The sequence below is a fragment of the Acinetobacter sp. BIGb0196 genome (genome assembly GCF_011759595.1).
Lineage (GTDB): Bacteria > Pseudomonadota > Gammaproteobacteria > Pseudomonadales > Moraxellaceae > Acinetobacter > Acinetobacter guillouiae.
In genome coordinates, this window is the sequence record NZ_JAAOZA010000001.1 from 427,322 (window position 1) to 441,171 (window position 13,850).

The 13,850-nt window shown below is 41.9% G+C and carries 5 protein-coding genes, 2 tRNA genes and 3 rRNA genes; 8 read left to right on the plus strand and 2 right to left on the minus strand.

The genetic code is table 11. The features are described from left to right. The first annotated feature begins 479 nt into the window (after positions 1–479). The 6 genes from FHR28_RS02030 (at position 480) to FHR28_RS02055 (ending at position 6,465) form a co-directional block, all read left to right on the plus strand. Positions 480–2,018 (plus strand): 16S ribosomal RNA (locus FHR28_RS02030). Positions 2,019–2,077: 59 nt separating this feature from the next. Then, positions 2,078–2,154, plus strand: a tRNA-Ile gene (locus tag FHR28_RS02035). A 44-nt stretch (positions 2,155–2,198) separates the two neighbouring features. Further along, a tRNA-Ala gene (locus FHR28_RS02040) sits at positions 2,199–2,274 on the plus strand. Between the two features lie 337 nt (positions 2,275–2,611). Beyond that, positions 2,612–5,502 (plus strand): 23S ribosomal RNA (locus tag FHR28_RS02045). A 167-nt stretch (positions 5,503–5,669) separates the two neighbouring features. Next, a 5S ribosomal RNA gene (gene rrf / locus FHR28_RS02050) occupies positions 5,670–5,784 on the plus strand. Together the 16S, 23S and 5S rRNA genes with 2 tRNA genes alongside form the textbook arrangement of a ribosomal RNA operon. Positions 5,785–5,961: 177 nt before the next feature. After that, complete coding sequence (locus FHR28_RS02055; RefSeq protein ID WP_105714476.1) at positions 5,962–6,465, plus strand: DUF2004 domain-containing protein; 504 nt, start codon at positions 5,962–5,964, stop codon at positions 6,463–6,465. A 121-nt stretch (positions 6,466–6,586) separates the two neighbouring features. Here the strand turns inward: FHR28_RS02055 and FHR28_RS02060 are convergent, their stop codons facing one another. Beyond that, positions 6,587–7,627, minus strand: coding sequence for an IS481 family transposase (locus FHR28_RS02060; RefSeq protein WP_166781830.1), 1,041 nt, complete (start codon positions 7,625–7,627; stop codon positions 6,587–6,589). A gap of 195 nt (positions 7,628–7,822) precedes the next feature. Further along, the gene (locus FHR28_RS02065; RefSeq protein WP_166781831.1) at positions 7,823–11,179 is read right to left on the minus strand and encodes a DEAD/DEAH box helicase; all 3,357 of its coding nucleotides are present in this window, start codon (positions 11,177–11,179) and stop codon (positions 7,823–7,825) included. Positions 11,180–11,373: 194 nt separating this feature from the next. Between FHR28_RS02065 and FHR28_RS02070 the strand changes: the two genes are divergently transcribed. Next, positions 11,374–12,537: an acyl-CoA dehydrogenase family protein gene (locus FHR28_RS02070; protein ID WP_166781832.1), complete on the plus strand. Its 1,164-nt coding sequence runs from the start codon at positions 11,374–11,376 to the stop codon at positions 12,535–12,537. Positions 12,538–12,609: 72 nt separating this feature from the next. Continuing rightward, positions 12,610–13,779 (plus strand): acyl-CoA dehydrogenase family protein, encoded by a 1,170-nt coding sequence (locus tag FHR28_RS02075; RefSeq protein ID WP_166781833.1) that lies wholly within the window; start codon positions 12,610–12,612, stop codon positions 13,777–13,779. Positions 13,780–13,850 lie beyond the last annotated feature (71 nt).

The window sequence follows — 13,850 nt, forward strand, 5'->3', positions numbered from 1 at the left end:
GTATTAAAGCAAATTTGATTAAAAAGTGTGAATAAATATGATAAACGAACAATATTTGTTCGAACAATTAAAATAATTAAAAAAAGGGGTTGTGTTGGATTGGGAATGCTGTAGAATGCACATCCATCGGCGGTGATGTTAAATAAAACTTCTGATAAATCAGGCACTTGATTAAGTTGTTAAGATTTCGAATTGAGATTTTAAGATGAGATTGGAGTTGGGTTTGTTAGAAAAAATAATTAACATTATTGATTGACTTTTTAGAGATAGAGAGTAGTATAGCCGACCTAGCTTGATGCTGACGAAGCATTGAGAAGATCATTAAGAGAATATGAAGAACAACTTGTGTGGATTTTTACTGATTGATTGATCGAAATATTATCATTGATTGATTGGTTTAAATTACTCGAAGTTTATTTGAGAGAATTTGTCAGTACATTGATGAGCCAGAATTGTGACCTTAAGTCACTAATGATTTTTAACTGAAGAGTTTGATCATGGCTCAGATTGAACGCTGGCGGCAGGCTTAACACATGCAAGTCGAGCGGGGGAGGTTGCTTCGGTAACTGACCTAGCGGCGGACGGGTGAGTAATACTTAGGAATCTGCCTATTAATGGGGGACAACATCTCGAAAGGGATGCTAATACCGCATACGCCCTACGGGGGAAAGCAGGGGATCACTTGTGACCTTGCGTTAATAGATGAGCCTAAGTCGGATTAGCTAGTTGGTGGGGTAAAGGCCTACCAAGGCGACGATCTGTAGCGGGTCTGAGAGGATGATCCGCCACACTGGGACTGAGACACGGCCCAGACTCCTACGGGAGGCAGCAGTGGGGAATATTGGACAATGGGGGGAACCCTGATCCAGCCATGCCGCGTGTGTGAAGAAGGCCTTATGGTTGTAAAGCACTTTAAGCGAGGAGGAGGCTCTCTTGGTTAATACCCAAGATGAGTGGACGTTACTCGCAGAATAAGCACCGGCTAACTCTGTGCCAGCAGCCGCGGTAATACAGAGGGTGCGAGCGTTAATCGGATTTACTGGGCGTAAAGCGTGCGTAGGCGGCTTTTTAAGTCGGATGTGAAATCCCCGAGCTTAACTTGGGAATTGCATTCGATACTGGGAAGCTAGAGTATGGGAGAGGATGGTAGAATTCCAGGTGTAGCGGTGAAATGCGTAGAGATCTGGAGGAATACCGATGGCGAAGGCAGCCATCTGGCCTAATACTGACGCTGAGGTACGAAAGCATGGGGAGCAAACAGGATTAGATACCCTGGTAGTCCATGCCGTAAACGATGTCTACTAGCCGTTGGGGCCTTTGAGGCTTTAGTGGCGCAGCTAACGCGATAAGTAGACCGCCTGGGGAGTACGGTCGCAAGACTAAAACTCAAATGAATTGACGGGGGCCCGCACAAGCGGTGGAGCATGTGGTTTAATTCGATGCAACGCGAAGAACCTTACCTGGTCTTGACATAGTAAGAACTTTCCAGAGATGGATTGGTGCCTTCGGGAACTTACATACAGGTGCTGCATGGCTGTCGTCAGCTCGTGTCGTGAGATGTTGGGTTAAGTCCCGCAACGAGCGCAACCCTTTTCCTTATTTGCCAGCACTTCGGGTGGGAACTTTAAGGATACTGCCAGTGACAAACTGGAGGAAGGCGGGGACGACGTCAAGTCATCATGGCCCTTACGACCAGGGCTACACACGTGCTACAATGGTCGGTACAAAGGGTTGCTACCTAGCGATAGGATGCTAATCTCAAAAAGCCGATCGTAGTCCGGATTGGAGTCTGCAACTCGACTCCATGAAGTCGGAATCGCTAGTAATCGCGGATCAGAATGCCGCGGTGAATACGTTCCCGGGCCTTGTACACACCGCCCGTCACACCATGGGAGTTTGTTGCACCAGAAGTAGGTAGTCTAACCGTAAGGAGGACGCTTACCACGGTGTGGCCGATGACTGGGGTGAAGTCGTAACAAGGTAGCCGTAGGGGAACCTGCGGCTGGATCACCTCCTTAACGAAAGATTGACGATTGGTAAGAATCCACAACAAGTTGTTCTTCATTGATGTATCTGAGGGTCTGTAGCTCAGTTGGTTAGAGCACACGCTTGATAAGCGTGGGGTCACAAGTTCAAGTCTTGTCAGACCCACCAAGTCTACTGAACACAGAAGAGCAGATATATTAAGATCTTAAGCTGGGGACTTAGCTTAGTTGGTAGAGCGCCTGCTTTGCACGCAGGAGGTCAACGGTTCGACTCCGTTAGTCTCCACCACTAATTAAAGACTAAGTGATTACAGAACTTAGTAAGCAGATAGCTTATTAAGTTCTGTGATTTATCACAGTTAACTACTCGCTGACGAGGCGGTAGTGAATCATTAACAGAATATATTTGAGTTGAAATAATTGTTTAAACTCGTTTTAGTTGATGTTAGCAAGCAATTGTTAATGTTGAATGAAATGAGCACTAGCGATAAAACTGAATCAAGCGTTTTGGTATATGAATTAAATTGAAGCTGTATAGTGATTAAATTCACAGGCAACAAATAGAAGTGATTAAGTTCACATTGTTGATCCTCCTTGTAGGGATTAACGACTGTTTGGGGTTGTATAGTCAAGTAATTAAGTGCATGTGGTGGATGCCTTGGCAGTCAGAGGCGATGAAAGACGTAATAGCCTGCGATAAGCTTCGGGGAGGCGGCAAATATCCTGTGATCCGGAGATTTCTGAATGGGGAAACCCACTTACCATAAGGTAGGTATCGCATGATGAATACATAGTCATGCGAGGCGAACGAGGGGAAGTGAAACATCTCAGTACCCTTAGGAAAAGAAATCAATTGAGATTCCCTCAGTAGCGGCGAGCGAACGGGGATCAGCCCATTAAGTTATATGTGTTTTAGCGGAAAGCTCTGGGAAGTGCTACCGTAGAGGGTGATAGTCCCGTACACGAAAGGGCACATATAATGATGACGAGTAGGGCGAGGCACGTGAAACCTTGTCTGAATATGGGGGGACCATCCTCCAAGGCTAAATACTCCTGACTGACCGATAGTGAACCAGTACCGTGAGGGAAAGGCGAAAAGAACCCCTGTGAGGGGAGTGAAATAGATCCTGAAACCGCATGCATACAAGCAGTGGGAGCCAACTTGTTTGGTGACTGCGTACCTTTTGTATAATGGGTCAGCGACTTATATTCAGTAGCAAGGTTAACCGTATAGGGGAGCCGTAGAGAAATCGAGTCTTAATAGGGCGTTTAGTTGCTGGGTATAGACCCGAAACCGGGTGATCTATCCATGAGCAGGTTGAAGGTTGGGTAACACTAACTGGAGGACCGAACCCACTGTCGTTGAAAAGCCAGGGGATGACTTGTGGATAGGGGTGAAAGGCTAATCAAACTCGGTGATAGCTGGTTCTCCCCGAAAGCTATTTAGGTAGCGCCTCGGACGAATACCATAGGGGGTAGAGCACTGTTTCGGCTAGGGGGTCATCCCGACTTACCAAACCGATGCAAACTCCGAATACCTATGAGTACTATCCGGGAGACAGACTGCGGGTGCTAACGTCCGTAGTCAAGAGGAAAACAATCCAGACCGCCAGCTAAGGCCCCCAAATTATAGTTAAGTGGGAAACGATGTGGGAAGGCATAGACAGCTAGGAGGTTGGCTTAGAAGCAGCCACCCTTTAAAGAAAGCGTAATAGCTCACTAGTCGAGTCGGCCTGCGCGGAAGATGTAACGGGGCTAAAACTATATGCCGAAGCTGCGGATGTATACTATGTATACGTGGTAGGGGAGCGTTCTGTAAGCCGATGAAGGTGTATTGAGAAGTATGCTGGAGGTATCAGAAGTGCGAATGCTGACGTGAGTAACGACAAAACGGGTGAAAAACCCGTTCGCTGAAAGACCAAGGGTTCCAGTCCAACGTTAATCGGGGCTGGGTGAGTCGACCCCTAAGGCGAGGCCGAGAGGCGTAGTCGATGGGAAATTGGTTAATATTCCAATACTTCTGTGTAATGCGATGAGAGGACGGAGAAAGTTAAGTCAGCCTGGCGTTGGTTGTCCAGGTGAAAGGCAGTAGGCATGCATCTTAGGCAAATCCGGGGTGCTCTATGCTGAGAGCTGATAGCAAGCTAGTTTACTAGCGAAGTGGCTGATACTATGCTTCCAGGAAAAGTCTCTAAGCTTCAGTTACACAGGAATCGTACCCTAAACCGACACAGGTGGTCAGGTCGAGTAGACCAAAGCGCTTGAGAGAACTCTGCTGAAGGAACTAGGCAAAATGGTACCGTAACTTCGGGAGAAGGTACGCTGCTGACGGTGATAGGACTTGCTCCTTGAGCTATTGGCAGCCACAGAAACCAGGCCCCTGCAACTGTTTATTAAAAACATAGCACTCTGCAAACACGAAAGTGGACGTATAGGGTGTGATGCCTGCCCGGTGCTGGAAGGTTAATTGATGGGGTTAGCGTAAGCGAAGCTCTTGATCGAAGCCCCAGTAAACGGCGGCCGTAACTATAACGGTCCTAAGGTAGCGAAATTCCTTGTCGGGTAAGTTCCGACCTGCACGAATGGCATAATGATGGGGGCGCTGTCTCCAGCAGAGGCTCAGTGAAATCGAAATCGCCGTGAAGATGCGGTGTACCCGCGGCTAGACGGAAAGACCCCGTGAACCTTTACTGCAGCTTGACATTGAACTTTGATCTTACTTGTGTAGGATAGGTGGGAGGCTTTGAAGTAGTGACGCCAGTTGCTATGGAGCCATCCTTGAAATACCACCCTGGTAATATTGAGGTTCTAACTCTGTCCCGTTATCCGGGACGAGGACCATGTCTGGTGGGTAGTTTGACTGGGGCGGTCTCCTCCTAAAGAGTAACGGAGGAGTACGAAGGTGCGCTCAGCGTGGTCGGAAATCACGCGTAGAGTATAAAGGCAAAAGCGCGCTTAACTGCGAGACCCACAAGTCGAGCAGGTACGAAAGTAGGTCTTAGTGATCCGGTGGTTCTGTATGGAAGGGCCATCGCTCAACGGATAAAAGGTACTCTGGGGATAACAGGCTGATACCGCCCAAGAGTTCATATCGACGGCGGTGTTTGGCACCTCGATGTCGGCTCATCTCATCCTGGGGCTGAAGCAGGTCCCAAGGGTATGGCTGTTCGCCATTTAAAGAGGTACGCGAGCTGGGTTTAGAACGTCGTGAGACAGTTCGGTCCCTATCTACCGTGGGCGTTGGAAATTTGAGAGGATCTGCTCCTAGTACGAGAGGACCAGAGTGGACGAACCTCTGGTGTACCGGTTGTGACGCCAGTCGCATCGCCGGGTAGCTATGTTCGGAAGGGATAACCGCTGAAAGCATCTAAGCGGGAAGCCTACCTCAAGATAAGATTTCCCTAGGACTTTATGTCCTCTAAAGAGCCGTTGAAGACTACGACGTTGATAGGTTGGATGTGGAAGTGCGGTGACGCATGAAGCTGACCAATACTAATTGCTCGTGAGGCTTGACTATACAACACCCAAGCAGTTGTATACGAAGCATCATTTGATTCATAAAAGATCAAACATACTTGATTTAGTTGTAAAGCTAGTTACAATACCCAACTCAAATGTTCTGTTAAACTCATTTGGTACGAAGTAAGGCATTTAAATAAGACCCGAACAAGTCCATAACAGTTTGCTGGCGACAATAGCAAGAGTGAACCACCTGATCCCTTCCCGAACTCAGAAGTGAAACCTCTTAGCGCTGATGGTAGTGTGGGGTTACCCATGTGAGAGTAAGTCATCGCCAGCTTTTAAATCTAAAACACCCCGGTCTCTAACGAGAACGGGGTGTTTTTTTATGCGTATTATTTTAAGTGTTTTATTATTTTTAAAGACATAAATATAAAATCTAGACCAAGAATTTTTTATTATTGAATGATAAATTAATTGTTTTATCTAATATGTAAAAAATATAGGAATATAAAAAATGCCAGAATACACCTTGCCGCATTTTGGAACACTGCAATTAGAATCACTAGAAGAATATTACCAAGTTGATCTTGAGCTTAATGGCAAAGCCGTTCAAGTTGATTTAAATTTTGAAGCGAATACTTTAGATGTAGAAACTTTTGAACGAGTTAAGTCTTTTATTGAAAATATAGAAAAATTTGATCAAAAAAACCAAGATTATATTCAACAAGATTTTGAAAATGAAAAGGAAGGGACTGTTAAAGAATATGTGGATTTTCATATTGAAGAATTAGGCGATGATTTCTTAGAAAAAATTGGGATTTCTAATCCAATAGACAAAGCACAGCAGTTTTTAACCAAATTATATTTAACAAGAGTTGGGCTTTATCCAGATGGAAAGTATGATACATCGTATTTTGCTGTCTTTGATTACACTACAAATAGAGACTTAACTGATCAGTTAATCGTCGTTAAAACAGATGATCACGGTAATTTGGATCATTTAAGTTGGGAAAGCTAACGATGCAGTAAAGTGAAGCAGCCGTATTTAGAAGTCTATAGATTCTAAAACAATGTAGGTATAAAATGTACTAGCTCAAACCAGATCTGACAGTTACCCATTTTTTAGTGTGCCTGTCAGGTTAAATTTGAGCTAAATTCTTCTCAGCCCAAATTCGCTTCCCATCAAGTAATGTTTCCAGTGGTGTGCGACCACAGCACATTTTTCCCTGATGAGTTCGTTCAGTATTATAGAATTTTTGCCAAACGTCTAGATCAGCTTGTAATTCCTCTAATGTATTATAAAGCTTCTTCCTAAATGTAATTTGATAAAACTCCTGCAAGATCGTCTTATGGAAACGCTCGCATATTCCATTCGTTTGTGGGGATGCTGCTTTTGTTTTGGTGTGATCAATATCATTGATGGCTAAATATAGCTCATAATCATGTTGTTCAACCTTACCGCAATATTCAGTACCTCTATCTGTCAGGATACGCAGCATTGGTAGATCCTGCGACTGATAAAATGGTAGTACACGATCATTTAACAGATCTGCCGCTGTAATCGGTGTTTTCGTTGTATAGAGCTTGCAATGAACGACTTTGCTGTAGGTGTCGATGAAAGTTTGTTGATAGATTCGACCGACACCTTTCAGATTGCCAACGTAAAATGTATCTTGGGCTCCAAGATATCCTGGATGGTGTGTTTCTATTTCGCCACAAGCAACATCATCTTCATGTTTACGCTCAAGTGCAGCAATCTGATGATCATTTAACTCAAAGCCATCTTGTGCCACTTTGGCTTCTAAGGCTTTCAATCGCTTTTTAAAATTCTCTAAATCGTGGCGGAGCCAAATAGATCGAACCCCGCTACCTGAAATGAATACACCATTTTTACGTAACTCATTACTACTGCGGTGTTGACCATAAGCTGGATATTGGATTGCGAAATCAATAACGGCTTGTTCTGTGGCATCGTCTACACGATTCTTAAGATTCGGTACTCTTCGGGATTTATTGATGAGTGAATCAACATCACCTGATTCAACGAGTTCCTGATAACGGTAAAAGGTATCTCTAGAGACACCCATGACTTTACAAGCTCTGGATACATTCTGAAGTTCTTCAGCTAAATTGAGTAAGCCTACTTTGTGTTTGATGATTTGATTGTTAGTATGCAACATAAGAAAGTTACCTTTGTTTGATTAAGATTCGACACCTTTATCAAAACGGGTAACTTTCTCTTTTTCAAGATCAATGTCTGATCAGATCGGAACTAATACATATAAAAAACAAAACCCCATCATGGTGACGGGGTTTCTTCGTATTGATGCGTTAGATCTAACTTTTGTTAAATTCCACACCTTATCTTTAAAGTTTCAATCCAATAAACTCATGACATCATCTTCAGATAATTTCACTTCATTTTCATGATCAATACTTAGAATAGATTTGGCAAGATCAGCTTTATTTTTCTGTAAGGCTAAAATCTTTTCTTCAATACTCTGGTTGGTAATCAACTTATAAACAAATACAGGTTTATCTTGACCAATACGCCATGCACGATCAGACGCTTGATCTTCAGCGGCTGGATTCCACCAAGGGTCATAATGAATCACTGTATCAGCAGCAGTGAGATTAAGCCCGACACCGCCTGCTTTTAAACTGATGAGGAAAACAGGAATATCGCCTGCTTGGAATGCCGTGATCACTTCATCACGTTTCTTGGTTTGTCCAGTAAGTTTTACATTTCGAATATTTAAGGCTTTTAAATGCTCTTCAATAAGTTGTAGCATCGTGGTGAATTGAGAGAAGATTAAAATCTTACGCCCTTCCTCAACCATATCTTGAACCATTTCCAATAAATGATCTAATTTTGCTGATTCAACATTTTGATTCTTGACTTGATCAAGCTGTAAAAGGCTTGGATGGCAGCAAACTTGTCGAAGCTTAAGCAATGCACTTAAAATTTGAATCTGACTACGATGGAAGCCTTTAGCTGCAATCAACTCACGAATATTCTTTTGCATTGTTGCACGAACAGCTTCGTAGAGCTTAGATTGCTGTTCATTCATATCAATATTGACTTCAATCGTGGTTTTTTCAGGAAGCTCTTTCGCCACCTCTGTTTTTAAACGACGCAACATAAACGGTTTAATACGAGAAATGAGCTTGGTTTTAACCTGAAGATCTGCATGTTTCTCGATAGGATTGCGATATTTTTTATTAAATAATTCCTGACTATATAAAAAACCAGGCATCAAGAAATGGAACAATGACCATAATTCGCCCAAATGGTTTTCCATCGGTGTGCCAGTTAAGCATAGACGATGTTTTGCTTTGATTTGTCGTACAACTTGAGAGGCTTTGGCCCGAGGGTTTTTAATGTTTTGCGCTTCATCCAAAATCAATAAATGATATTGATAGGGCAGTAAAAATTCTTCATCACGGCCCAAAAGCGGGTAGGTACTGAGCACAATATCTACATTTTTAATCTCTTGAAAATGCTCAACTCGGTCATGTCCTTGTAAGACCAAAACTTTTAATTCAGGGGTGAATTTCTCAGCTTCTTTACGCCAGTTATGCATTAAAGATGTTGGTGCAATAATCAAGGCTGGGCGTTGATTTAATCGGCCTGCCTGCTTTTCTAATAGAATATGTGCAAGTGTTTGTGCTGTTTTACCGAGTCCCATATCATCGGCAAGGATACCGCCATGTTCAGTTTCGCGTAAAAACTGTAGCCATGCTAAACCTTGTTGTTGATATGGGCGTAGTTCGCCTTGGAAACCTTGTGGTGTAGAGATTTGATCTTGATAACTATTTTGAAGCTTTTCAGCAAATTTTTTCAGACGCTCATTGGTACGCCAAGGCATGCCCAAATGATGCTGTAAATCTAAGAATTGAGCGGCATCGTATTGATCTAATGTTGCAGATTCAGGATGTCGTAAAATTTCTTTTAAATAGATCAGAATGGGCTTAATTTCTTGATTTCTAAGTGCCAGTTGTGTTTGAGCTTCTTTTAAATGAACAATTAAGAAGCTGTCACTGTCCATTTTTTCAATATAGTCATCTTCTAAAAGATGTGGATTATGCTGTATTGCATAGCCAAGAAGATCAATCAGGTTATAGGTGTTGCCATTCATATCCTGAATTGTCGCACCGACATTAAACCAGTCTTGTTTTTTTTCAGATTCATTTAATGAGAGTTGCAGGTTTTGTGTTGCACTTAAATTGAACTGACTATCTAGGGTATGTTCAACTTTCCAGCCGAGGGCTTCGATTTTATTTTCAGGAACCAATTGCTCAACCCAAGCCATGGGATCTGCATAAACAATTGAGTTTTCACTGATGTCATCAAAAGCAGGGCGTTTGCTTTTTGGTAGCTTGCTAATCCTTTGCATGGATTTAACTGAATGAATTAATTCATCAATATGTTTCTTTTCAGCAACTAAATCGCGTTGTTGGCGAACTGCTTTTTCATCAATATTGATAATGAAACTTTCATCAGGGAAACCCGCTTTAATTCGTCCAGCTGAGTATTCAAATTCAATTTCAGCAATTGCATAATGATGCATATGACCAAGACGATCATATTGCGGATGTGTTCCAAAACGTAAAATAGGTGTGGGTTTGCCTTTTAATATTTCTATACTTTGTGCAAATGGTGCTTGAGGTAAATCATCAAAAAATGCATAGGGTTGAATCACTTGCTCAAATTCAGCCATTAATTCCACAGGCATTTGTGGCATATTCAGCAATTCTTCGATCATTTCACTAGAATATAAAGACTCAAGTACACCGACTTGGTTTTTAAGGGTATCGAGATAACTTAATGGATGAGAATGAATAATATAAATTTGTTCAGCATGGTCAGGTGAAATCTCTAGATGATTTTCATCAAAAAATTGTGCCTTGAGTTTTTCTGTTTGCTGTTCTGTACGCGTTTGCCAGTTGAATTCAATTTTATAAACTTGGTCAGACCATGTTAAAGGTAATCTTTGTACATCAAGTGCGTAACAAGCGCTACTTTGAATAGCCGTTCTTAGATGTTCTTGATAGATTCCTGAAATATCCCATGACGCTGGATAGAAATGAACATCGCTAAAATTTAGCTTAGCGAAAAAGTACAAATGACTAAAGATTTTCTTTTCTTCTTTGCTCACTTTAAGACGTTCATTTAATACATTGTCATAGCTGGTGTAGAGTGCAGTATCTCTAATTTTTCCATCTTTGTTACGACGAACTTTAAAAACACTAAGTTGTAATTTGGCGGTATTATTTTTTGGTTGGAAAATATAAATTAGTTGGTGCTGTACTGGCGTTTCAGTGCGTTGAACTTGTGCCAATTGTTGTTTAAATTGAGCGAGCCAAGCTTTTGCCGTAGTGTGGGTAGAGCTATTTGTTGTGGTTTGAGCTTGGTCTAATGGGTTTAGTTTTTGACGTGCAGCTGGGTTTGAAAGTTGTTGATCATAAAAATAACGTGCAAGTGCAGCCGAATGCTTACAATCGTAACCAACAGGGCAACTACAGTCGGTATCCACAATTTTATTGGTTAAAGGATTATAGATAACAGCTGTTTCATAATAATCCGTTCCCTGAATTTGTGCTTCGATGACTAAATTATCCCGATCAGGGTAGACCTCTAAGGATTTTAGATCAATTTTTTTGACATAACTCAAGCTTCTTTGAATGGTTGCAGGGTTAAAACGTGATAAAAATTGATTCAATGTCGCCATTATTTATAGAGCTAAAAATTAAAAGGAAATTACTAACAGTGTAACGGATTTTTGATCATGAATCTGAAATTAATATATGAGTTTTGATCAAAAATGACATGTTTTTAAATACAAATTGATCGTTTCTGCAACTTTAAATTAAATAAAATCTGTCAGTATAAGTTTTTCAAAATAATGCTGGGAAGCAAATCAAGATGAAGCATAATCCAATTTACTATACAGATCAGCATTTTGCATTTGCAGATTCCATTCGAAAGTTTGTTCAAAAAGAATTAATGCCACATATCAATCAATGGGAAGAGGCTGAAACCTTTCCAAAAGAACTTTATAAAAAAGCCGCAGATATCGGCTTATTGGGGATAGGTTTTGACGAAAACTATGGGGGAATTCCAGAAACCGATGCTTTTCATGTGTTGTTATCTTCGATTGAGTTAGCCAAAACAGGTTCAGGTGGTTTATGTGCCTCCTTATTGTCACATTCGATTGGCGCACCTCCAATCAATCATTTTGCTTCAGATGAGATTAAACAAACTGTACTGACTCAAATTTTAGCAGGCGAAAAAATTTCAGCGTTGGCGATTACTGAACCCACGGGTGGGTCTGATGTGGCAGCACTTAAGACCAAAGCTGTACGGGATGGTCAAGACTATATTGTCAGTGGCGAAAAAACCTTTATTACATCGGGCATTCGTGCTGATTATTATACCGTTGCAGTACGTACAGATCCTGATGCCAAAGGCCCGAATGGTATCTCGATGTTATTGATTGATGCCTATAGTGACGGCATAAGCAAATCAAAACTCGACAAAATGGGATGGTGGGCTTCGGATACAGCTCATCTCCATTTTGATCAAGTTCGTGTTCCTGCAAGCAATTTGTTGGGGGCAGAAAATATGGGTTTCCTTGTGATTATGAATAACTTCAATATGGAGCGGTTTTTTCTTGCTGCCAGTAGTTATGGTTTTGCATTAGCCTGTTATGAAGAAGCATTGGAATGGGCACAAGAACGAAAAACCTTTGGTAAACGTTTAGTTGATCATCAAGTGGTTCGGCATAAATTAGTCGATATGGCGACTCGCTTAACCACAACACTTGCTTTGTTGGAGGATACTGCTTATCGCTTAGGGAAGCCTGAAATGCAGGGCAATGAGTTGATTGCGCAAATCTGTATGCTTAAAAATGTGGCCACTCAAACTATGCAGTTTTGTGCCGATGCAGCTGTACAAACGTTAGGGGGCATGGGCTTTATGCGAGGCACTAAGTCTGAACGGATTTACCGTGATGTTAAAGTCAATATGATTGGTGGTGGGGCGGAAGAAATTATGAAAGACCTCGCGAGTCGTCAATTGGGCTATTAGAAAATCGAGAATGGATTAAACTAGAACTGTACACAATAAATCGCAATAAAAATAAGCAGGGAACAACAAGATATGGATCATTTAAATAACCCGATTTACTACACCGCTGAGCATCGTGCATTTGCAGACAGTGTGAAGAAATTTGTTGAAAAAGAGATTTCTCCTTTTGTGAATGAATGGGATGAGGCTGAAACTTTTCCTCGTGCGCTTTATCAAAAGGCTGCTGCAATTGGTCTATTGGGTTTAGGCTTTGATGATGAGCATGGGGGAATCTCAGATGCAGATGCATTTCATGTGTTCTTAGCCGCAGTTGAAACAGCCAAAGCTGGCTCTGGTGGCGTACATATTTCTTTGATGATTCATACCATTGGTACACCACCAATTCATCATTTTGCTCAGCCACATATTCGTGACAAGGTGATGCCACAAATTATTTCAGGCGAAAAAATTTCTGCACTTGCGATTACCGAACCAAGCGGCGGTTCTGACGTTGCTGCATTACAAACCATAGCAATCCGTGAAGGTGATTTTTATCTGGTGAGTGGTGAAAAAACCTTTATTACTTCAGGTATGCGCGCAGATTATTATACGGTAGCGGTGAGAACCGATCCTGAAAATAAAGGTGCGAGTGGTATTTCGATGTTATTGGTCGATGCACACAGTGATGGCATCACTAAATCACCTTTAAAGAAAATGGGTTGGTGGGCATCAGATACTGCTCATTTGCATTTTGACCAAGTGAAAGTTCCTGTAGAAAATCTTCTTGGTGAAGAAAATGCAGGCTTTAAGGTCATTATGAAAAACTTCAATATGGAACGCTTTTGGTTGGCCTCTATGGCCTATGGTTATGCCTTGGTCTGTTATCAAGAGGCTTTAGAGTGGTCTAAAGCGCGGAAGACTTTTGGAAAACGCTTAGTTGATCATCAAGTGGTACGTCATAAGTTGGTTGATATGGCGACGCGTTTAACCACAACTCGGGCATTATTGGAGGATACTGCTTATCGTATGGGGCAGGCTGAACTACAGGGCTGTGATTTAATTGCACAAATTTGTATGTCAAAAAATATCGCAACCCAAACCATGCAGTTCTGTGCAGATGCAGCAGTGCAAACCTTGGGTGGTATGGGCTTTATGCGAGGGACTAAATCCGAGCGTATTTATCGTGAAGTTAAAGTAAATATGATCGGTGGCGGTGCTGAAGAAATCATGAAAGATTTGATTAGTAAGCAGTTGGGGTTTTGATCACTCCTTTGGGAATAATAAAAACTTACAATGCTGGTTTCTGCTAAAAATAACCATAGGTGCGCTAGAGG

Bases quoted from the DNA above. Each gene is read 5' to 3' on its own strand.
- FHR28_RS02055 (WP_105714476.1), top strand. From the start codon at position 5,962: ATGCCAGAATACACCTTGCCGCATTTTGGAACACTGCAATTAGAATCA.
- FHR28_RS02060 (WP_166781830.1), bottom strand. From the start codon at position 7,627: ATGTTGCATACTAACAATCAAATCATCAAACACAAAGTAGGCTTACTC.
- FHR28_RS02065 (WP_166781831.1), bottom strand. From the start codon at position 11,179: ATGGCGACATTGAATCAATTTTTATCACGTTTTAACCCTGCAACCATT.
- FHR28_RS02070 (WP_166781832.1), top strand. From the start codon at position 11,374: ATGAAGCATAATCCAATTTACTATACAGATCAGCATTTTGCATTTGCA.
- FHR28_RS02075 (WP_166781833.1), top strand. From the start codon at position 12,610: ATGGATCATTTAAATAACCCGATTTACTACACCGCTGAGCATCGTGCA.